General features: G+C 73.4%; 23 protein-coding genes. 4 read left to right on the top strand and 19 right to left on the bottom strand.

All coding sequences use genetic code 11. From position 1 onward, the window contains the following. Positions 1-9: 9 nt before the first annotated feature. Positions 10-705, bottom strand: coding sequence for an N-formylglutamate amidohydrolase (locus AOM02_RS00945; RefSeq protein ID WP_062295662.1), 696 nt, complete (start codon positions 703-705; stop codon positions 10-12). A gap of 155 nt (positions 706-860) precedes the next feature. Between AOM02_RS00945 and AOM02_RS00940 the strand changes: the two genes are divergently transcribed. Both AOM02_RS00940 and AOM02_RS00935 read left to right on the top strand, forming a co-directional pair. Beyond that, positions 861-1,097 (top strand): hypothetical protein, encoded by a 237-nt coding sequence (locus AOM02_RS00940; RefSeq protein ID WP_156156018.1) that lies wholly within the window; start codon positions 861-863, stop codon positions 1,095-1,097. 100 nt (positions 1,098-1,197) lie between these two features. Beyond that, entirely contained in the window at positions 1,198-1,536 is a 339-nt protein-coding gene (locus AOM02_RS00935) for a DUF6054 family protein (protein ID WP_062295658.1), read from the top strand. Positions 1,537-1,651: 115 nt separating this feature from the next. On the opposite strand, the gene AOM02_RS00930 is transcribed toward AOM02_RS00935, so the two are convergent. Both AOM02_RS00930 and AOM02_RS00925 read right to left on the bottom strand, forming a co-directional pair. Continuing rightward, entirely contained in the window at positions 1,652-1,975 is a 324-nt protein-coding gene (locus tag AOM02_RS00930) for a YciI family protein (protein WP_062295656.1), read from the bottom strand. After that, complete coding sequence (locus AOM02_RS00925) at positions 1,975-2,496, bottom strand: MarR family winged helix-turn-helix transcriptional regulator (RefSeq protein WP_062295653.1); 522 nt, start codon at positions 2,494-2,496, stop codon at positions 1,975-1,977. The genes AOM02_RS00930 and AOM02_RS00925 overlap by 1 nt, the downstream gene beginning before the upstream one ends. 79 nt (positions 2,497-2,575) lie before the next feature. Here AOM02_RS00925 and AOM02_RS00920 point away from each other — a divergent pair, with 79 nt between their 5' ends. Together AOM02_RS00920 and AOM02_RS00915 are read left to right on the top strand one after the other, a co-directional pair. Beyond that, positions 2,576-3,490, top strand: coding sequence for an EamA family transporter (locus tag AOM02_RS00920; protein WP_062295651.1), 915 nt, complete (start codon positions 2,576-2,578; stop codon positions 3,488-3,490). A 102-nt stretch (positions 3,491-3,592) separates the two neighbouring features. Further along, positions 3,593-3,925 carry an RNA polymerase-binding protein RbpA gene (locus tag AOM02_RS00915; protein WP_062293240.1) on the top strand — a complete coding sequence of 111 codons (333 nt, stop codon included), beginning with the start codon at positions 3,593-3,595 and terminating at the stop codon, positions 3,923-3,925. A gap of 58 nt (positions 3,926-3,983) precedes the next feature. Here the strand turns inward: AOM02_RS00915 and AOM02_RS00910 are convergent, their stop codons facing one another. Genes AOM02_RS00910 through rpe form a run of 16 tightly spaced genes read right to left on the bottom strand, consistent with a single transcriptional unit; the run spans position 3,984 to position 20,325 of the window. Next, on the bottom strand, positions 3,984-6,290 hold the full coding sequence (locus tag AOM02_RS00910) for a glycoside hydrolase family 3 protein (RefSeq protein WP_062295648.1): 2,307 nt from the start codon (positions 6,288-6,290) through the stop codon (positions 3,984-3,986). A gap of 59 nt (positions 6,291-6,349) precedes the next feature. After that, entirely contained in the window at positions 6,350-7,111 is a 762-nt protein-coding gene (locus AOM02_RS00905; protein WP_062296205.1) for a polyprenol monophosphomannose synthase, read from the bottom strand. Then, a complete protein-coding gene (gene lnt / locus AOM02_RS00900) occupies positions 7,105-8,637 on the bottom strand; it encodes an apolipoprotein N-acyltransferase (RefSeq protein ID WP_062295647.1) in 1,533 nt (510 codons plus the stop codon). The genes AOM02_RS00905 and lnt overlap by 7 nt, the downstream gene beginning before the upstream one ends. A 48-nt stretch (positions 8,638-8,685) precedes the next feature. Next, the gene (locus AOM02_RS00895) at positions 8,686-11,415 is read right to left on the bottom strand and encodes a DEAD/DEAH box helicase (protein ID WP_062295645.1); all 2,730 of its coding nucleotides are present in this window, start codon (positions 11,413-11,415) and stop codon (positions 8,686-8,688) included. Positions 11,416-11,424: 9 nt separating this feature from the next. Then, the gene (locus AOM02_RS00890) at positions 11,425-12,351 is read right to left on the bottom strand and encodes a diacylglycerol/lipid kinase family protein (protein WP_062295642.1); all 927 of its coding nucleotides are present in this window, start codon (positions 12,349-12,351) and stop codon (positions 11,425-11,427) included. Next, entirely contained in the window at positions 12,348-13,082 is a 735-nt protein-coding gene (gene tatC / locus AOM02_RS00885; protein WP_062295640.1) for a twin-arginine translocase subunit TatC, read from the bottom strand. Before tatC ends, AOM02_RS00890 begins: the two co-directional genes overlap by 4 nt. 28 nt (positions 13,083-13,110) lie before the next feature. Next, positions 13,111-13,320, bottom strand: a complete 210-nt coding sequence (tatA, locus tag AOM02_RS00880) for a twin-arginine translocase TatA/TatE family subunit (RefSeq protein ID WP_062295638.1) — start codon at positions 13,318-13,320, stop codon at positions 13,111-13,113. A gap of 33 nt (positions 13,321-13,353) precedes the next feature. Continuing rightward, entirely contained in the window at positions 13,354-14,262 is a 909-nt protein-coding gene (locus tag AOM02_RS00875; protein ID WP_062295636.1) for a helix-turn-helix transcriptional regulator, read from the bottom strand. Continuing rightward, the gene (locus tag AOM02_RS00870; protein WP_062295634.1) at positions 14,255-15,229 is read right to left on the bottom strand and encodes a helix-turn-helix transcriptional regulator; all 975 of its coding nucleotides are present in this window, start codon (positions 15,227-15,229) and stop codon (positions 14,255-14,257) included. The genes AOM02_RS00875 and AOM02_RS00870 overlap by 8 nt, the downstream gene beginning before the upstream one ends. After that, positions 15,229-16,071 (bottom strand): ATP phosphoribosyltransferase, encoded by an 843-nt coding sequence (hisG, locus tag AOM02_RS00865; protein ID WP_062295632.1) that lies wholly within the window; start codon positions 16,069-16,071, stop codon positions 15,229-15,231. The genes AOM02_RS00870 and hisG overlap by 1 nt, the downstream gene beginning before the upstream one ends. A 9-nt stretch (positions 16,072-16,080) precedes the next feature. Then, the gene (locus AOM02_RS00860) at positions 16,081-16,344 is read right to left on the bottom strand and encodes a phosphoribosyl-ATP diphosphatase (protein WP_062295630.1); all 264 of its coding nucleotides are present in this window, start codon (positions 16,342-16,344) and stop codon (positions 16,081-16,083) included. 28 nt (positions 16,345-16,372) lie between these two features. Then, entirely contained in the window at positions 16,373-16,837 is a 465-nt protein-coding gene (gene ribH, locus AOM02_RS00855) for a 6,7-dimethyl-8-ribityllumazine synthase (RefSeq protein WP_062295629.1), read from the bottom strand. After that, on the bottom strand, positions 16,834-18,075 hold the full coding sequence (gene ribA, locus AOM02_RS00850; protein WP_169746577.1) for a GTP cyclohydrolase II: 1,242 nt from the start codon (positions 18,073-18,075) through the stop codon (positions 16,834-16,836). Before ribA ends, ribH begins: the two co-directional genes overlap by 4 nt. Beyond that, positions 18,072-18,662 carry a riboflavin synthase gene (locus tag AOM02_RS00845; RefSeq protein WP_062295627.1) on the bottom strand — a complete coding sequence of 197 codons (591 nt, stop codon included), beginning with the start codon at positions 18,660-18,662 and terminating at the stop codon, positions 18,072-18,074. Before AOM02_RS00845 ends, ribA begins: the two co-directional genes overlap by 4 nt. Next, a complete protein-coding gene (ribD, locus tag AOM02_RS00840) occupies positions 18,663-19,667 on the bottom strand; it encodes a bifunctional diaminohydroxyphosphoribosylaminopyrimidine deaminase/5-amino-6-(5-phosphoribosylamino)uracil reductase RibD (protein ID WP_062295625.1) in 1,005 nt (334 codons plus the stop codon). Further along, positions 19,660-20,325, bottom strand: a complete 666-nt coding sequence (gene rpe / locus AOM02_RS00835) for a ribulose-phosphate 3-epimerase (RefSeq protein WP_062295623.1) — start codon at positions 20,323-20,325, stop codon at positions 19,660-19,662. The genes ribD and rpe overlap by 8 nt, the downstream gene beginning before the upstream one ends. Positions 20,326-20,332 lie beyond the last annotated feature (7 nt).

The following is a 20,332-nucleotide window of genomic DNA, read 5'->3' as shown; positions in this document are numbered from 1 at the left end:
TAGCGCGGCTCACGCCGCCTCGCGCAGCTGCTCCTCGACCGTGGTGAGCGCGCGGGACAGCGCCGAGACCGCGGGGGCCGTGGCGTCGTCGTGCGGGCTGCGCCAGCGCGCGGCCACCTCGATCTGCAGCCCCGCGAGACCCAGGTGGCGCTGCGCGAGGCTCGTCACCGTGTAGTGCGGGCGGGCGTCGAACGGCGCGTCGACCGCGACCTCGAAGTCCTCGAGCTCGGCACGCAGCACCTCCACCGCGAGCTGCTCGAGCGGCCCCGGCCGCGGTCCCGTGCCGAGGCAGAAGTCCGGACCGTGGTGGTCGCCCATGCCGTGGATGTCGATGAGCATCCGGGCCGGCTCGCGCAGGTCGCGCAGGTGGCGGGCGAAGGCGTCGTCGCGCTCGTCCCACGTGTCCCACTCGGCGCGCGCGCCGGCGGAAACGACGGCGGAGACCCGGGCGACCTCGCCCGCGAGGAGCGTGAGGGAACCGGTGTGGAGGTCGGCCGCCTTCATCGCGCCGGCGCGGTAGTGCTTCGTGCCGTGCGGGGCCGTGAGGACCAGCGCGCTGCCGCGGTCGACGAGCAGGGCGGGGTCGTCGTCCCCGGCACGCTTGCGGGCCTTCCCGAAGCGGGCGTCGAGCTCGCGCCAGCGGGTGGAGATGTCGATCACGTCGGCCGCGGGGGAGTCGTGCACGGTCTCGTCGGAGTGGGTCATTCGCCAGGTCCTCCAGCCTTCTCAGGGTGGTCCGCACGGATGCGCCGGTGGCCCGAGACTACCCGCATCAGCACCGATACCCCTTCAACCTGGGGTTTTCCGGCCTCCGCGCCGTCTTCGGGGTGGCGCCGGGGGAGAAGGGTCATGATGGGGCCATGAGGACGATGCGGTGGGGCTGGCTGCTGGTGGCGGCAGGCATCGCGCTGGCGGGCTGGGTGGTGTTCGGGTTCGCGTCGGTGCGGTCCTGCGCCTCGGGCGAGACCGCGTGCACCGGCGACGGCGCCGTGGACCTCGTCCAGGCGGTCTTGATCGTGGCCGCGACGGTGGCGGGCTCGGGCTGGGCGATCCGCCGGGCCTTCGGCGGGCGGGAGCCCCAGGACCCGCTGCGGTAGCGACGCGTCGGTGCACGGCCCGCTAGGCACCGGCAGGTACCGTGAGCGCACCGGCGCACGCGTGAACACCCAGGCAGATGCGCCATCGAGGGGGCCGTTCATGTTTCAGACCCGATCGCTCACGGGCTCGGCGGACGCGCTCGTCGCGCACCTGGACGACGAGATCGTGCGAGGAAGCGCCTCGGCATCGCTCGAGCACCAGGACGAGCTGTCCATCGGCGACGCACGGATGCTCCTGCGGACCTACGAGCGGTACAGCATGACCGGTTCGAACCGCGTGACGCTGTCGGCGAGCATCCTCGCCGTCGGCGACCGCATGGAGGTCGCGTTGACGACCTCGGGCGGCAGCGAGGCCGTCTTCTTCAAGATCAACACGTTCGGCGAGGAGGCGTTCATGGACAAGGGCCTCCAGGCGCTCGCGTCGTTCCGAGGGCGTTGAGGGGAGACCCCTTCCGCCACCCTCCGCACGTAACCTGACATAATGCGCATTATCGGCGGTATGCGGGAGTGGGACGATGCGCCCGGAAGCGGCCGCCGACCGGCCCGTCCGCGCCCTACAGGAACGCCCGGAGCTCGATCTTCCGGTGGCATGCCTGGGACGCCTCCGCGGCGAGCATCATCGCGGCGTCCCGGTCGGCCGCCTCGATGACCCAGAAGCCGACGACGAACTCGTCGGACGCGACGGCCGGGCCGGTCGTCACCGACGACCGTGCGCCGCGCGCGTCCACGACGGCGCTGTCGGACGGCGCGGCGAGGCCGGCCGCCATGACGCGTTGGCCCGACGCCTCGATCACGACGTTGAACGCGTCGATCGCCGCCATCTCGTCGTCCGACGCCGGCTCGGTGCTGTCGTGCACCACGTTCATGAGGAACCTCATCACGCACCGCCTTCCGCAGCGTCGCCCAGGACGCGCCCGAGCGCCTGGAGCCCGCCCAGCAGCGCGTCGCGCTCGTCCGGGCTCAATCCCGCCAGTATGCGCGTCTCGTTGGCGGCGTGCGCGTCGTGGGTCGCCTCGTGAGCCGCACGGCCCGTCTCCGTGAGACGCACCCGCACGATGCGCCGGTCGTCATTGTCACGACGCCGCGTGACGAAGCCTCGCGCCTCGAGCCGCTGCACCCGATGCGTCGTGGTGCCCGACGTGATGAGCAGTGCCCGGTCGAGCTCACCCGGCGTGAGCTCGTACGGCGCGCCCGCGCGGCGCAGCGCCGACAGCACGTCGAACTCCCACGACTGCAGGCCATGCTCGGCGAACACCGCGTCGAGCCGCGCCTGGACGAGCGCCGCGTAGCGCGACAGCCGCCCGATGACCGCCAGCGCGCTCACGTCGAGGTCCGGCCGCTGGACCGCCCACTCGTCGAGGATCCGGTCGATCGCGTCCCGCTGCCTCGTCTCTCCCATAGCTCCCATCCTGCCAGCGGAATATCTTGACGTCGAGATATGTCTGATATCTTGATATCAAGATGTTTGGACGGAACGCATGACCCCCGCACGTACCCTCGCCCTCACGGCGATCGCCCCGCTCACCTGGGGCACCTCCTACCTCGTCACCACCGAGCTCCTGCCGCCGGACCGGCCGCTGCTCACCGCGACGCTCCGCGCCCTGCCAGCGGGGCTCCTCCTCCTGGCGATCATCCGGCTCCTCCCCCGCGGCGCGTGGTGGTGGAAGGCGGCGATCCTCGGCGCGCTCAACATCGGCGCCTTCTTCGCCCTGATGTTCGTCTCCGCGTACCGGCTGCCCGGCGGCGTCGCCGCCACTCTCGCGGCGGTGCACCCGCTGCTGGTGACCGCCCTCGCGAGCGGGGTGCTGGGCGAGAGGGTCGCTCCCCTGGCGCGCATCGCCGCAGGTACGGGCGTGGTCGGCGTCGCCATGCTGGTGCTCACGCCCGGCGCCCGTCTCGATGCCTGGGGCGTGCTGGCGGGCCTCGGCTCGGCCGCCACGACGGCCGCGGGGGTGCTGCTCACCAAGCGGTGGGGCCGCCCGGTGCCGATCCTCGCCTTCACGGGCTGGCAGCTGCTCGCGGGCGGGCTCGTGCTGGTCCTGCCGACGCTGGCGCTCGAGGGCCCGCCGCCCGCGCTCACGGCCACCAACGTGCTGGGCTACGCATGGCTCGCCATCCCCGGCACGGCGCTCGCGTACCTGGCCTGGTTCTCGGGCATCCTGCGGCTCCCGGCGAGCCGGGTCAGCCTGCTGAGCTTCCTCACGCCGCTCACCGCCGGCGCGCTCGGCTGGGCGATCCTGGGACAGTCGCTCTCGCCGCTGCAGCTCGCGGGTGGGGTCACCATCCTGGTCGCGGTCGGCGTCGGCGCGTATGCGGGACGCGAGCAACATCGTCCCCCCGTCGTGGACGCCGAGGCGCCCCGCCAGCGCGAGCTGGTCGGCGCCGGCACGTAGGCCCCGAGAAACGCGCCCTTCCCGGCGAGAACCAGGAACAACTCAAGCGCTACGCTCGTTATGTCCGCGTGCAGGCGCCCGCCTGCCGGAAGGAGGACGCCCATGGCCGACCGCGCGCTTCGAGGAATGCGACTGGGCACCCAGTCGATGGAATCGATCCACAACGCCGAGCTCGCCGAGCGCGTCGAGGTGCACTACGACTGCCCCAACGGTCACGTGCTCGCGATGCCGTTCTCGGTCGAGGCCGACGTCCCCCTCTCGTGGGAGTGCCACTGCGGAGCGCTCGCGCTCCTGCGCGATGGCGACCGCCCCGAGCCCAAGGACGTGAAGCCTCAGCGCACCCACTGGGACATGCTGCTCGAGCGTCGCACGATCCCGGAGCTGGAGGAGCTGCTCGAGGAGCGTCTCGAGCTTCTCCGCGCCAGCCGCCGCTGAAACTCGAATCGAAGGGACCCTCGCCACGGCGGGGGTCCCTTCCTCGTGTCCGGGCCGCTCAGCCGAGCGTGACCGCGGCACGATGCGGGAGGTCGCCCCGCGAGAGCCCGACGTGCACGGCGTACGTCCCCGAGGCCGGCGCGAGCGACTCCCCGGACCAGGTGGCGAGCGCCGCAGCGTCCACCTCCACTCGCAGCGTGCGCCGCTCGCCGGCCGCGAGGCGCGCCACCGCGAACCCCACGAGCTTGAGCGTCTCGCCGTCGGCGGGCCGGGCGTAGAGCTGGACCACCGCCTTGCCGCCCCGACCGGGCCCGCACGCGAGCGTCGCCTCGACGCCCTCGCCCGATGACGCGGCGCTCACCAGCGCGATGTCGGCGTAGCCCAGGCCGTGGCCGAACCAGTACGCCGGCTCGACGGACGCGCGCTCGTGCCCGCGGTAGCCGATGTCAACGCCCTCGGCGTACACGAACCGGTCCTTCTCGTCGAACGCCTCGCGCGGGACGACGGGCGGACCGGCGGGCCACGTGAGCGGCAGCCGGCCGCCCGGCTCCGCCTCGCCCGCGAGCACGCGGGCCAGCGCCTCCGGCAGCCGCTCGCCCGCGAAGCCGACGTGCAGCACGGCCGCGACCCTGTCCCGCCAGGGCAGGTCGATGGGGCCCGAGCCGTGCGTCACCACCACGACCGGCACGCCCGTCGCCGCGACCGCCTCGATCAGCTCCGCCTGACCCGCGGGAAGGCCCAGCTCCTCGGCGTCCATCCCGCCCCCGGTCGGACGCCCGGCGAGCACGACGGCCACGTCCGCCTGGGCCGCGTCCCGGACCGCGGTGTCGAACGCCGGCTCCCAGGGCACGACGCCGAGCGACAGGTGCGGGACCAGGCCCACGCCCGGCGAGACGAAGGCGGGGCCCGTCCGGTAGTGGACGGTCAGCGTGCGCGGCCGATCCGCGGGCGGGGCCACGCCGCCGAGCACGTAGGGCGGGCCGCCCAGCAGCGGCGACGCGTCGCGGAAACCCCGCCCGATCACGTCCCCGTCCAGCAGCAGCTCGACCTCGCCGGCGAACTCGACGGCGACCGTTCGGTGGTGGGGCGAGGGCGGAAGGGAAGCCGTGAGGGTCGCCTCCCACGGCGCCGATGCGTCGGCGGCCTCCACCGGCAGCACCGCCTCGGTGAGCCTCAGCTCGCGGGTGCCGGCGGCGTCCGTCAGCACGCACCCGAACGTCTCGCCGGCTGCGGCGCGCAGGGGTGGGGCCGGCACCGCGGGAAGCCCCTCGGACTCGGCCGCCACCGTGAGCCCCGCGTCCGCCAGCCGGTCCGCAATGGACGCGAGCCGTGCCGGCGTCAGCATCACGGCCGCGGCGCCGCCCATGACGATGCGGTGCTCGAGCTCCTCCGCGCCGATCAGCGCGACCCGCGACCCCGCGGCGAGCGGCAGCGCGCCGTCGTTGCGCAGCAGCACGGCGCTCTCGATCGCGAGACGCTCGGCCAGCTCCAGGTGCGCCGCCGAGCCGATGGCGGCGGGGTCCAACCCCGCGTCCGGCGCGGCGGTCCGGACCGCCGCGAGGGCGCCGCGCACGTGCGCCCCGATCGCGGCGAGCGTGGCGTCCGGGGCGGCGTCGACCATGGCGTCGGTGCGTGGCGAGTACGGGTCGAGCTCCTCGGGCGCCTCGATCGCGAGCCGGGGCAGGTCGAGCCCCGCCTCGAGCGCGGCGCGCGCGTCCCGCACCGCGAACACCATGTCCGGCAGCGTGAACCCGGTGAAGCCCCACCGCCGGCGCGGGATCTCCTGCAGCTCGCGCGACTGCGACGGGTACTCGCCGTTGACGCGGTTGTAGCAGCACAGCATGCCTTGCGCGCCGTACTGCTGCGTGACCCGTCGGAACGGCTCGAGGTAGAGCTCGTGCAGGGTGCGCGCGTCGACCACCACGTCGCGGGCGGGCGTGCGGAGCGGCTTGGGGCCCTCGCCCGTGCGGTTGCGCTCGAACTGGTAGGCCGGATAGTGCTTGAGCACCGAGACGACGCCGCAGGACTGGACCGCGCGCGCGACGTGGCCGCCCAGCGTGCCGGCGAGGAGCGGGTCCTCGCCGAGCGCCTCGCCGAGCCGGCCCGCCCACGGCGTGCGGGCGATGTCGAGCCCGGGCGCGAGCAGGACGTTGCGGCCCGCGGCCCGGGACTCGGTGCCCAGCAGCGCGCCGTACTCGTCGGCGAGCGCGACGTCGAAGGTCGAGGCGAGGTTGAGCGAGCTCGGCACCGCGGTCGCGCCCGGGTGCGCGGTGACCCCGCACGGCCCGTCGCCCACGTGCACCGGCACCGCTCCCCCGCCGGCGAGGTCGTTCAGCGCGATCCTGGCGTCCTCGTGCCTACCCATGGCGGCTCCCGTCGTCGGCGAGGGGTCACGGCCAGGTTAGGAGGGACGATGCGGCGGGGTCAATCGCGCTGGGCGGACCGGCTCCTGCCCGGCAGCAGCTCCGCGAGCTGGTGCACGCGGTGCGCGACGCCCCACGCGGTCACCTTGAGCAGCGCCTCGCGGATGATCGCGCCGCTCATCTTCGAGGTGCCGACCTCGCGCTCGACGAACGTGATGGGCACCTCCACGACGGTCCCGCCCGCGCGGACCACGCGCCACGCCATGTCGACCTGGAAGCAGTAGCCCTGCGACTCGACGTCGTCGAGCGCGAGACGGCGCAGCATGTCGGCGCGGTAGACGCGGAAGCCGGCCGTCGCATCGTGCACGCCGAGGCCGAGCGCGAGCCGCACGTACGTGTTCGCGCCGGTGGACAGCAGCAGCCGGTGGCGCGGCCAGTTGACCACCTCTCCCCCGGGCACCCAGCGCGAGCCGATCACCAGGTCGGCGGACGATGCGCGGGCGAGCAGGGCGGGCAGGTCGGCGCCGCGGTGGGAGCCGTCGGCGTCCATCTCGCACAGCAGGTCGTAGGCGCGGTCGAGCCCCCAAGCGAAGCCGGCCAGGTAGGCGGCGCCGAGGCCGTTCTTGGCGGTGCGGCGCAGCACGTGGACCCGCGCATCGTCCCTGCTACGGGCCTCGGCCCAGTCTCCGGTGCCGTCGGGAGAGCCGTCGTCGACGACCAGCACGTCGACGTCCGGCGCCGCGGCATGCACGGCCTCGAGCTGGCGCGGCAGCGACTCCCGCTCGTTGTACGTGGGGATGATGACGAGCGTGCGGGTCACCAGTCGTACCTCTCGCCGATGCGGCGGCGGATCGCGAGCAGCACGATCACCGTCGGGACGATCACCATGCCCCAGCCGATGAACCAGCCCAGCCGAACCGCGGGCGTGAGCTCGCTGCGCAGCCCGACCCGCTCGACGAGCTGGTCGGCGGTGAACAGCTCGGTGTCGTCGACGATGCGGCCGCTCGGGTCGACCACCGCGCTCACGCCGACCGTCGAGATCTGGATGGCCCAGCGTCCCGTCTCGATCGCGCGCATGCGGGTCATCTGGAGCTGCTGCGTGCTCTCCGCGGTGTGACCGAAGGACGCGTTGTTGGTGGGCACGATGAGGAGCTCGGCGCCCTTGGCGACGGCCTCGCGCACGATCGAGTCGTACGCGACCTCGAAGCAGATGGGCGTCGCGATCGTCACGGTGCGGTCGAGCGAGGCGATCGGCACCTGCATGACGGCCGCGCCGGTGCCGGCGAGCATGTCGGTGACGTTGTCGACCACCGGCGCGACCTGGCGGGCGATGCTGCGCAGCGGCACGTACTCGGCGAACGGCGCGGGCCGCTGCTTCGAGTACGTGTCCAGGATGGCGCCGCTGCCGCCGAACAGGAGCATGGTGTTGTAACGGCCGTCGACGGGCGTGTAGTCCACCGTGCCGAGCAGCAGCGGCGCGCCGGTGGCGGCCTGCGCCTCCTCGACGGCCGCGAGGGTCTCGTCGTCGACGCGCGGGTCGAGGTCCGCGGCGTTCTCCGGCCACACGACGAGGTCGACCGGGTTGTCGGCGGTCGCCTCGGCCATCTCGAGGGTGCCCGCGAGATGGTTCTCCGTGACGAGCCTGGCCTGCGAGAAGGCCTCGAGCCCGAGGTCCGGCACGTTGCCCTGCACCGCGCCCACGCGCATCGTGCCGTCCTGCGCCTGGTTGTCGAGCGGGATGAGGTAGCCCGCGCCGAGCACCACGATCGCGAGCACCGGGGCGAGTGCCGCGGTGACGCCGCGGCGCAGCCGCGCCGACTCCCACGCGAGCCCGAGCAGCGCGCCCGCCAGCACGACCGCGAAGGACACCAGGGGGACGCCGCCGGCCCACGCGAGGCGCGCGACCGGTGCGTCCACGAACGCGTAGCCGACGCGGCCCCAGGGGAAGCCGCCGAACGGCACCATGCTGCGGAGCTGCTCGGCGGCGACCCAGATGGCCGCGAAGGTGACGGTCTCGGCCCAGCGATGCGCCTCGAGGATGTTCGAGCGGCGCACGTGCGCCCAGGCGGCGCCCACGAGCGCCCATGCGAGGCCCTCGGCGACGCTCAAGGCGATCCACGGGATCAGGCCGACCGCGACGTTGGCCCACCACACCTGGGTGAGCATGAAGGCGGTGCCGTAGGCCCAGCCGAGGAGGAAGCCGCCCCACGCGCCGGCGCGCTCGAGGGCCCACCACAGCACCGCGATCGACACGGGCGCGAGGTACCACCAGCCCGTGTCGGGGAAGGCGAGGTTGAGACCGGCTCCCGCGGCGACCGCCAGCAGGAGGTTCCTCAGTCCGGTCAGCACCCGCCAAGGGTATGCGAGGACACCGGGTGCCTCGCGCAGGCGCGGCGGCTAGTAGGCCACCACTCCCCTGCGCATGCCCTTGATCGCCTGGAGCGCGGCCGCGCGCACCGTGGCGCTGGGGGCGACCTCCGCGATCTGGTCGAGCGCGTCGATCACCTGCTTGCACCAGCGCACCATGTCGCCGGGCGCGATCTCCGCGCCCTTGAGGACCGTGTCGAGGCCCTTGCCCTGGGTCCAGCCGTGGATGGGGCCCACGATCCCCCAGTGCGGGGCGGGCAGGTCGGGCAGGCCGCGCTCCTTCTGCATGTCGTCGACCTTGGACCACAGGCGCACCGTGTCCTTGAGGGCGCCGCCGAGCACGCCGCCGGGACCCCCGGGCACGCGCGGCGGCCGCGTCTCGTCATCACGTCGTCCCTGGTAGAGCAGCGTTGAGACGACTGCCGCGAGGGCCGGCGGGTGGAGCTTCTCCCACGCGCCGGTGCGCAGCGCCTCCGCGATGACGATGTCGTTCTCCGCGTAGAGGCGGCGCATCATGAGACCCGCGCGGGTGAGCTCGGGCTCGCCGTCGACCATGTCGAGGTAGCCGAGCGCGTCGAGGATCTGCAGGCGCTTGTCGAACACCCGCGCGATCGATCCGGTGGCGCGCTGGATCTCGTTCACCACCCGGTCCTTGTCCCGCAGCGCGCGGTGGTAGCGCTCGGCCCAGCGGGCGTGCTGCTCGCGGTCCGGGCACTGGTGGCACGGGTGCTCGCGCATGAGCCGGCGCACCTCGAGCTCCTGGGCGGCGCCGTCGTCGGCCGCGGGCGCGCGCCGCTTGGCGCGGGCGAGGTCGAAGTCGCGGCGCGAATCGACGATCACCTGGGCGACCTCGCGGCGCGAGCGCGCGTTGCGCGGGTCGAAGCGCTTGGGGAGCCGGACCACGCCGACCTTCTCGAGACCGTGGTGCAGCTCCGAGATCGCGAGCCGATGGACCCGCGCGTGCTCGGTCACGACCACAGGTCGGGGCGCCACCGGGTTGTCGTCGGGCTCGACCACCGCGGCGAGGCCCGCGCGGCGCCCGCCTCCCACCTTCACGACGTCGCCGCGCCGCAGCGCCGCGAGCGTGGAGGCGGTGGCCTCCTGGCGCGCGCGGGACGCGGCCTTGGAGGCCTGCTTCTGGATCCTCGCGAGACGCTCGCGCAGCGCCGCGTACTCCATGAAGTCACCCTTGTCGCAGGCCGCGGCCTCGGCGTAGCCCTTGAGCGTGGAGTCGAGCTCGCGCGCCTTGCGGGCCTTGCCGACCACGGACTGGTCGGCCTGGTACTGCGCGAAGGACATCTCGAGGACCTCGCGGGCCCGCGCGGCGCCCAGCTGCGCGACCAGGTTGACCGCCATGTTGTACGACGGCTGGAACGAGCTGATGAGCGGGTACGTGCGCCGCGACGCGAGCCGGCCCAGCTGGGCCGCGTCGAAGCCCGGGTGCTCGACCACGACGGCGTGGCCCTCGATGTCGATGCCGCGGCGACCGGCGCGGCCGGTGAGCTGCGTGTACTCGCCCGCGGTGAGGTCCTTGTGCGCCTGCCCGTCCCACTTGACGAGCTTCTCGAGGACCACCGAGCGGGCGGGCATGTTGATGCCCAGCGCGAGCGTCTCGGTCGCGTAGACCACCTTGATGAGGCCGGCCGCGAACAGCTCCTCGACGACCTCCTTGAACAGCGGGATCATCCCGGCGTGGTGCGCGGCGATGCCCGCCTCGAGGTGGTCGCGCCAGCGGTGGTAGCCCAGCGCGCCGAGGTCCTCGCTGGGCACGCCCTCGCAGCGCTCCTCGATGATGTGCGCGATCTCGTGCCGCTCGGCCTCGGTGGTGAGCACCATGCCGGAGGCCCGCACCTGGTCGACGGCGTCCTCGCAGCCCGCGCGGGAGAAGATGAACACGATCGCGGGCAGCAGGCCCTGCTGGTCGAGCACGTCCACGACCGCGAAGCGCGGCGGGGCGCGCCTGCCGGCGGGCCGGCGGCCCCCGCGGGTGGGGCGGGCGCGGCTGTCGTCGAAGCGGGACCGCTTCGCGATGGCCTCGAGCTCGGGGTTGAGCGCGGGCGTCGGCCCGGGGTCCTGCGGGTCCTCGCCCGGCGCGTACAGGTCGAAGATGCCCTCGCGCAGCAGCACGTGCGGCCACAGCGGCACGGGACGATGCTCGGACACGACCACGCGGGTGTCGCCGCGGACCTCCCCCAGCCACGCGCCGAACTCCTCCGCGTTGGACACGGTGGCCGACAGCGACACGATCGAGGTGCGGTCGGAGAGGTGGATGATGACCTCCTCCCACACCGAGCCGCGGAAGCGGTCCGCGAGGTAGTGCACCTCGTCGAGGATGACCACGCCCAGCGAGTCGAGCGTGTCGGAGCCCGCGTAGATCATGTTGCGCAGCACCTCGGTGGTCATCACGATGATGTCCGCCTCGTGGTTGAGCGTCGTGTCGCCCGTGAGCAGGCCCACGTTCTCGGGGCCGTAGACCTTCGCGAGGTCGTGGAACTTCTGGTTCGACAGCGCCTTGATCGGGGTCGTGTAGAACGCCTTCTCCCCGCGGTTCCAGGCATGGCGCACGGCGTACTCGCCCACGAGCGTCTTGCCGGCGCCGGTGGGGGCGGCGACCAGCACGCTGTGGCCCTCGGCGACCGCCTCGCAGGCCTCCCGCTGGAACGGGTCGAGCGGGAAGGACAGCTCGGCCTCGAACTCGGCGAGGTCGGCGTGGCGGGCACGCGCGCGCGAGGCCGCGTACCTCTCGGCGGGGCTGGTCATGCCGCCAGGCTACTTGCCTCCCAGGACGGTCAGGGCGCGCGGCGCGACGGTGATCGTCAGCGGCGTGGCGCCCACGAGCTCGCCGTCGGCGAAGGCCGGCGGCAGCGGCGCGCCCTCGGCGCTCTCGGGCACGATGGTGACCGACTCGACCCGCTCGATGTGCACGAGCGGGTCCGTGGTGTGGCTGCCGTCGCGGAGCTTGGAGAACAGCCGCAGGATGTCGCGTTTGGTCATCCCGTCGGCCGTCACCAGCTCGAGCCGTCCGTCCGTCACCGAGGACTCCGGCGAGATCACGAGGCCGCCGCCGAAGACCGCGGCGTTCGCGACCGCGACCAGGGTGCAGCGCATCGTCCGCTCGCGGCCGTCGGCCGTGACGCGCACGCCGTACGGCCGGAAGCGCGGCACCTCGCGCATCGTCGCGACCTTGTACTTCAGCGGGCCGCGCGGGAACGAGATGGCGCGGGCGTACGACGCCACCGCGGCGTCGAGGCCCGCGGACAGCACGGCGCCGAAGTAGCGCGGGCTGGCGGGCTCCTCGATGGAGGCGCCCGTGACCTTGCCGACGTCGGTGCGGAGGACGTCGCCCCGCAGGCCCGCCTCGATGCGCGCGACCGCGGCCGGGATGTCATGACGCGGCAGGCCCACCGATGCGGCGATGTCGTCGCCAGAGCCCGCGGCGACGATGCCGAGGGGCAGCTCGGTCTCGGCGCACACCTGCAGACCCAGGTGCGCCATCCCATCGCCGCCGACGACCACGAGGGCGTCGAGGGAGGAACGATGCGCCATAGCGGCCTCGTACGACGCGGCCCACGAGCCGCGCGAGAGGTCGATCAGGTGGTGCCCGCCGGCTGCCAGCGCGGCCTTCGCCTCGGCTCCCCTGCGGGCGCCCCGCCCCGACCCCGATGTCGGATTGGTGATGATGCCGACGGTCCTCATGCCGCGGGGGTCCTCCTGGCGACCGCGCGTTCCCGGAGCACCCCGACGCCCACGGCCGCGAAGTAGAGCGCGACCATCGGTCCCGCCATGAACAGCATCGTCACCGCGTCGGGCGTGGGCGTGAGGATCGCGGCGGCGAGGAAGATGAGGAACACCGCCCAGCGCCATCCGTGCAGCCACGTGCGGGCCTTGACCAGGCCGGTCCAGGTGAGCGCGATCATCACCACCGGGAACACGAACGCGAGCCCGAAGGCGAGGATGAGGCGCATCGCGAACGTCATGAACGTCTGCGCGTCGAGGAAGTTCGCGGCGCCCTCGGGCGTGAAGCCCGTGAGGATCGTGATGGCGCGCGGGAACACCCACCAGCCGAACAGCACGCCCGCGGAGAACAGCGGGATCGCGGCGCCGAGGAAGCCGAACGTGTAGCGGCGTTCGCGGCGGTGCAGGCCCGGGGCGATGAACGCCCAGAGCTGGTACAGCCACCACGGCGCGCTCACGATGAGGCCGATGAGCAGCGACATCTTGATCTGCATGTCGAGCGCGGTGGCCACGCCGGAGAAGTTGACGGTGACGAGCGCATCGTCGCGCGCGGCCGCGTCGAGGACGGGGCGCTGGAGTGCCTCGAAGACCGGGGTGTAGAGGAACCAGCCCGCCACCATGCCGACGGCGAGGCCGGCGACGGCGAGGACGAGTCGCTTGCGGGCCTCCCTCAGATGCTCGGCCAGCGGCATCCGAGCATCGGGATTGCTCCCGCGCGCGCTACTTCTGGCCGTCACGCGGCTCGTCCGAGGACGACGTCGCGGGCTTGTCGTTGTCGGACTCGGACTTCTTGTCGTCCGTGAGGGAGCTCGTCTCGTCCTTGAGGATGCGCAGCGACTGGCCGAGCGAGCGCGCGAGCTGCGGGAGCTTCGGCGCACCGAACAGCAGCAGCACGATCAGCAGGATGATGAGGATCTCGCGGGGTCCCATGATGCTCCTTAGGGCGGGTGGCTGGCGGCCAGTCTAGCGCTGGACGTCGAGCACGGATTGCGCCTGACGGCGAAGCTCGTCGACGAGGCGGTTCGGGGTGACCGAGCGCAGGTGCGGGGCCACGGAGAGCAGCCGGCCGGCCACGAAGGCCGCGTCGGCGACGTCGAAGGTCGCGATCACGTCCTCCTCGGCGTCCTCGATCACGACCCCCGGCATGTCCTCGAGCGCCCAGCGGCCGGAGCGGGCGATGCGCACCGTGGCGCGGAACGCCGGCGTGAGCGTGAAGCCCGCGGTGTCCGTCGGCGGGTGCTCGACGGCGCCGTCGAGGACGGTGACCGACGCGATGCGGTCGAGGCGCAGCACGCGGTAGTCCTCCGCGCGCCGGCAGAAGCACTCGAGGTAGGCGTGCCCGTCGATCACGACGAGCCGGTGCGGGTCCACGACACGGGTGCTGCGGCGGTCCTGCGCGTCGACGTACTCGACCTCGGCGAGGCGGTAGCGGCGCATCGCCTCGAGCAGCGACTCGCGGATCTCGGGGGCGACGTGGTCGTCGCCGATCACGGTGACCGGCTCGGCGAGCGCCTCGCGGAGCTTCGCGAGCACCTGGGTGCCGGCCTCGGGCAGCGCGCCCGCGGCGCCCATCGTCGACAGCGCGCCCACGAGCGCGACCGCCTCGCGCGGCGAGAGCCGCACCTGGGAGACGCCGTCGTTGCGGACGAGCGCCGCGATGTCCGCCTCGTAGGCGTCCGCGGAGAAGTCGATGGGGAACCACGAGTCGCCCGGCTCGGACGCGACCCACAGCGCGTTGAGGTCGGCGCGCACCTGCGCGACGCTCACGCCGAAATGCTCGGCGAGCTCCGCGAAGGGGGTGTCGCCGTGCTTCTCTACGTACGTGAGGATGCCCAGCATCCGCACCAGCCGGTCGGTCGCCTGCTCAGCCACGCTCCACCTCCAGCGCCGCGGTGGCGGCCTTCGTGACGGCCTTCGCGAGCCCGGCCGGGGAGACGATGCGCGCTCCCCCGGCCAGCGCGAGCACCTCCGCGACGAGCGCGTCGGCGTGGGCGTACTCGACGTCGTACAGGTCCCAGCCGCCGTCGGCGCCGGCCGCGGTGCCGCGACGACGCAGGGCGTGCCCGGACTCGGGGCGCACCGCGACGCGCGCGGTGGCGACGTCGCCGCTCTCGGCGAGGGCGCCGAGCGGGATCTCGTCGGGGATGTCGTACGCGCCCGGCTCGCCGACGGGGGTGACGGCGCCGCCGATGCGCTGCACCCGGAAGGTGCGGGCGGCCTCGCGGTCGCGGTCGAAGCCGATGACGTACGCGACGCCCGCGCGCAGCACGACGCGCCACGGCTCGATGGTGCGCGTGCCGGCGCCCGAGCTGGACGACGAGTATTCGAAGCGGACCGTCTGGCGGTCGGCGACGGCCTCGACCAGGGCGGCCACCGCATCGTTCCCCACCGCGGGCAGCGCGGCGAAGGGGAGCTCGACGCGCGGGCCGTGCTCGGCGGACGAGGCGAGCTTCGCGACGGCCTGCGTGGCGTCGGAACCGAGGACGGCGCCGCGCCAGTAGTCGGTGGCGACGCCCAGCACCGCCAGCTCCGCCGCGGTGAGGTCGAGGGCCGGCATCGCGGCCTCCGCCGGGCGGATCCGGTAGCCGATCTCGTCGCCGTGGACGGGGTCCTCGACGGTCTCGACCGGGACGCCGAGCTCGCGCAGCTCCTTCTTGTCGCGCTCGAACATGCGCTCGAAGCTCTGCTCGGCCTTGCGGACCTCCTCCTCGGAGGCGCCGTGCGGCAGCGGCTCGTAGCCCTCGATCGTGTCGCGGATCTGGTCGCGGGTGAGGCGGTGCCTCGTGCTCGAGAGGCCGATGATGAGGTTGAGCAGGCGCTGGTGCTTGGGAACCGCCATCAGACGCGGACCGCGAGCAGCTCGGTGGTGAGGATCGCCCGCGCCCCCACCGCGTACAGCGCGTCCATGATGTGGTTCATCTCGGCGCGCGGCACCATCACGCGGACCGCGTGCCAGTCGGAGCCGTGCAGCGGCGTCACGGTGGGCGCCTCGAAGCCGGGGCTCACCGCGATGGCCGCGTCGAGGCGGTCCGACGGCACGTCGTAGTCGACGAGCACGAAGCGGCGGGCGGTGAGCACGCCGCGGAGGCGCCCGGTGACGATGGCGATGTCCTCGACCGGCGCGTCCTGCGCGCGGATCAGGATCGCCTCGGAGCTGAGGATCGGCTCGCCGAAGATCTCGAGGCCCGCGGCGCGCAGCGTCGTGCCGGTGGAGACGACGTCGGCGACCACGTCGGCGACGCCGAGGCGCACCGAGGACTCGACCGCGCCGTCGAGACGCACCACGCTGGCCGTCACGCCGTGCGACGCGAGGTGCTCCTCGACCAGGCGCGGGTAGCTGGTGGCGACGCGCTTGCCGTCGATGTCGCGGATGTCGGAGGCCACGCCGGGCGCGGCCGCGTAGCGGAAGGTCGAGCCGCCGAAGCCGAGCTCGAGGTGCTCGACGGCGTCGGCGCCCGAGTCGATGAGGAGGTCGCGGCCGGTGATGCCGGCGTCGACCGTGCCGGCGCCGACGTAGACGGCCACGTCGCGCGGACGCAGGAAGAAGAACTCGACGTCGTTGCGCTCGTCGACGAGCACCAGCTCGCGCGGGTCGCGGCGCTGCTTGTAGCCGGCCTCCTTGAGGAGCTGCACGGCGGGATCGGACAGGGAGCCCTTGTTGGGCACGGCGATGCGGAGCACTTCTCTCCCCTAGAGGTTCTTGTAGACGTCGTCGAGCGTGAGGCCCTTGGCCACCATCATCACCTGCGCCCAGTAGAGCAGCTGGGAGATCTCCTCCGCGGCCTCCTCGGGCGACTGGTACTCGGCGGCCATCCAGGACTCGGCGGCCTCCTCCACCAGCTTCTTGCCGATGGCATGGACGCCCTTGTCGAGCATCGCGACGGTGCTCGAACCCTCGGGGCGCTCCAGGGCGCGGCGCTGCAGCTCTTCGAACAGGCTCTCGAACGTCTTCACGTCGGCCAGCCTATCGGCCCTCGGGGCGCTACAGGCCCTTCAGCACCAGCGCCGTCGCCAGCGCGGCCTCGACGGCCTCCGCGCCCTTGTCCTCGCTCGAGCCGGGCAGGCCCGCGCGGTCGAGGGCCTGGGCGTCGTCGTCGGTGGTGAGGATGCCGAAGCCGACCGGCGTCGCGTGGGTGCGCGCCACGTCCGTGAGGCCGCGGGTGACGGCGTCGCACACGTACTCGAAGTGCGGGGTGCCGCCGCGGATCACGACGCCGAGGCACGCGATCGCGTCGGCGCCCTTGCGGGCGAGGGCCTCCGCCACGACGGGCAGCTCGAAGGCGCCCGGCACGCGGGTCACGCGATAGGCCGCGCCGGCCTTCTCGGCGGCGCGGATCGCGCCGGCGACGAGGCCGTCCATGACCTCGGTGTGCCACAGGCTCGCGACGATCTCGACGGTGAGGTCGCTCGCGTCGACCTCGACGACGGGTGCTCCGGCACCGCTCATGCGTTGTCTCCCAACAGGTGGCCCATCCGCTCGATCTTGGTGCGGAGGTACTGCTCGTTCTCGGGGTGCGCGCCCACGCGGTGCGGGATGCGCTCGATGCAGTCGACGCCCGACGCCCGCAGGCCCTCGACCTTGGCCGGGTTGTTCGTCAGCAGCCGGATCCGCGTGAGGCCCAGGTCGTGCAGGATCGAGGCGGCGGCGCCGTACTCGCGACGATCCACCGGCAGCCCCAGGTGGGTGTTGGCGTCGACGGTGTCGAGCCCCTTGTCCTGGAGCGCGTAGGCCTGGATCTTGGCCGCGATGCCGATGCCGCGTCCCTCGTGGCCGCGCAGGTACACGACCGCGCCGCCGTCCTCGACGATGCGCGCGATGGCCGCGTCGAGCTGCGGGCCGCAGTCGCAGCGCTGCGAGCCGAAGGCGTCGCCGGTGAGGCACTCGGAGTGGACACGCACCACGGGCACGGTGCCGTCCTTGGGCGGCACGACCAGCGCGACGTGCTCGTCGCCGGTGCGGGCGTCGCGGTACGCGTGGATCGTCACCTCGCCGTGCTTGGTCGGCAGGCGCGACTCGCCCACGTGGAGCACCCGCTCGGGCCGGGCCGCGATCGGCGGCGGCTGGTCGCCGACCGCGCGACGGTAGTCGATGAGGTCCGCGATGGTGAGGAACGTCAGCCCGTCGCGCTCGGCGATCGCGGTCGCGTCGCCCTGGCGCATCATCGTGCCGTCGTCGTTGACCATCTCGCCGATGACGCCCACGGGCGACAGCCCGGCCAGGCGGCACAGGTCCACGCAGGCCTCGGTGTGGCCGGGACGATGCAGGACACCGCCGGGCACGGCGCGCAGGGGCAGCACGTGGCCGGGACGGATGAGGTCGTCGGCCGCGGAGTCGGGGTTCGCCAGCACCTTGAGGGTGGTGGTGCGGTCCGCCGCGGAGATGCCGGTGGTGACGCCCGCTGCGGCGTCGACCGAGACCGTGTAGGCGGTGCGGCGGGGGTCCTGGCTGCTCGGCACCATGAGAGGCAGGTTGAGCGCGTCGGCCCGCTCCGTGGGCATCGGGGCGCACAGGTAGCCGCTCGAGTGGCGGATGCCCCACGCGATCCAGTCCACGGTCGCGGTCTCGGCGGCCATGATGAAGTCGGCCTCGTCCTCGCGGTCGCGCGAGTCGGACACGAGCACGGGCTTGCCGGCGCGCATGTCCTCGAGGGCCTGCTCGACGAGGGCGATCGGGTCGACGGTCATGCGTGGGCCGCCACGAGCTTCTCGACGTACTTCGCGACCACGTCCACCTCGACGTTGGCACGGTCGCCCACCCCGATGGTGCCGAAGGTCGTCTCCGCGAGGGTCGTCGGGATGAGGGACACGGTCACGCGGGTGCCGTCGATCTCGGCGACGGTCAGCGACACGCCGTTGAGCGCGATCGAGCCCTTGCGGACGATGTAGCGCGTGAGGTCCTCGGGCACCTCGAACGTGAGGTCGGTCCACTCGGGCTGCGCGTCGCGCTCGACCAGGACCGCGACGCCGTCGACGTGCCCCTGCATGATGTGGCCGCCGAGGCGGCCGCCCGCGGGGGTCGCACGCTCGAGGTTGACGCGGTCGCCCGGCTGCAGGCCGGCGAGGGCGGTGGTCTCGAGCGTCACGCGCATGACGTCGGCGGTCCACGTGGAGCCCGCGTGGTCGGCGACGGTGAGGCAGACGCCCTGGACGGCGATGGACTCGCCGTGGACGAGGTCGGTGAGGCCGGGGGCCTCGAGGGTGAGCCGCGAGCTCGCCCCGGTACCGGTCACCTCGGTGACGGTGCCGAGGGACTCGACGATGCCGGTGAACATCTACTGCGGTCCTCTCTGGAAGAAGGCGGTGACAAGCGTATCGACGCCCAGGGCGGTCGCCGTCACATCCTGGCCCCTCAACGCTCCGCCCATCGTCCCGATTCCCAGGTCTCCCACGGCGTTCGTGCCGGAGCCGAGGATCGCGGGAGCGATGTAGGCGTGGACCTCGTCGACGAGGCCCGCGCGCAGGAACGCCGTGGTCACGGTGCCGCCGCCCTCGACCACCACGGTACGCACCTCGCGGGCCTCGAGCGCCGCGAGGGCCTCGTGCGGGTCGTGCGAGCGGATGGCGATCGCGTTCTCGTCGCGCCAGACCTTGGCGCCGAACGTGTCGGACATGCCCAGGACGGCGCGCAGCGGCTGGTGCGGGGACTCGACGTGGGCCGGGCGGGCGGACAGGGCCGGGTCGTCGGCCTTGACGGTGCCGGTGCCCACGAGGATCGCGTCGACCTCGGCGCGGACGGTGTGGGCGTGGGCGCGTGCCTCCTCGCCCGTGACCCAGAAGCTCGTGCCGTCGGCCGCCGCGGTGCGGCCGTCGAGGGTCTGCGCCCACTTCGCGATCACCCAGGGACGGCCGTGCGCGACCGCACCGATCCAGCGCCGGTTGACCTCCCACGCGGCGCGGAGCGGGGCGTGGCGGGCGTCGATGCCGCGCGAGCGCAGCACCTCTCCCCCGCCGGAGGCGACCGGGTTGGGGTCCTCGACGGCGTAGCGGACGGCGCCGATGCCGGCGCGGGTCAGCGCGTCCGTGCAGGGCCCGGTGCGGCCGGTATGGGCGCACGGCTCGAGCGTGACGTACGCCGTCGCCCCGGTGACGTCGAGGCCCCGGGCGCGCGCATCGTCCAGCGCGGCGGGCTCGGCGTGCGGCGTGCCGGCGCCCCGGTGCCAGCCCTCGCCCAGGACGGTGCCGTCGGCGCCGACGATCACGCAGCCGACGCGCGGGTTGGGCCCGTACGCCGGGCCGCGGAGCGCGAGCTCGACGGCGCGGTCGAGGTGATCAGCGATGGTGCACCGCCTCGCCCAGCGCGCGCAGCGCGGCGATCTCCGCGCCGCGGTCGTCGGCGCCGTAGATCGCGGATCCCGCGACGAGGACGTCGCCGCCCGCCTCGACGACGGTCTGGATGGTCTCGCGGGCGACGCCGCCGTCGGCCTGCAGCCACAGGTCGCGGCCGGCCGCCTCGGCGGCGGCGCGCAGGGTGCGCAGCTTGGGCATCATGTCGGCCATGAAGGCCTGGCCGCCGAAGCCCGGCTCGACGGTCATGACGAGCACCATGTCGAGGGTGTCGATCAGCGGCAGCACGTCCTCGACGGCGGTGCCGGGCTTGATGGCGCACGAGGCGCGGGCGCCCATGCTGCGCAGGTCCGCGGCGATGGTGCGCGGGTCCGCGGCGGCCTCGAGGTGGAAGGTCACCGAGGTCGCGCCGATCTCGGCGTAGCGCGGCGCCCAGCGGTCCGGGTCCTCGATCATGAGGTGGACGTCGAGCGGCAGCGGCGACACCTGGGCAAGGCGCTCGACCACGGGCAGACCGAGGGTGAGGTTGGGGACGAAATGGCCGTCCATGACGTCGACATGGAGCCAGTCGGCGTCGCTGACGGTCAGGATGTCCCGCTCGAGGTTCGCGAAGTCGGCGGACAGGATGCTCGGAGCGATCTGGATGCCCATGGGAACG

The sequence above is a fragment of the Demequina maris genome (assembly GCF_000971155.1).
GTDB lineage: Bacteria > Actinomycetota > Actinomycetes > Actinomycetales > Demequinaceae > Demequina > Demequina maris.
The sequence above is the reverse complement of the archived record's forward strand: the minus strand, read 5'-3'. Positions and strand labels throughout refer to the sequence as shown.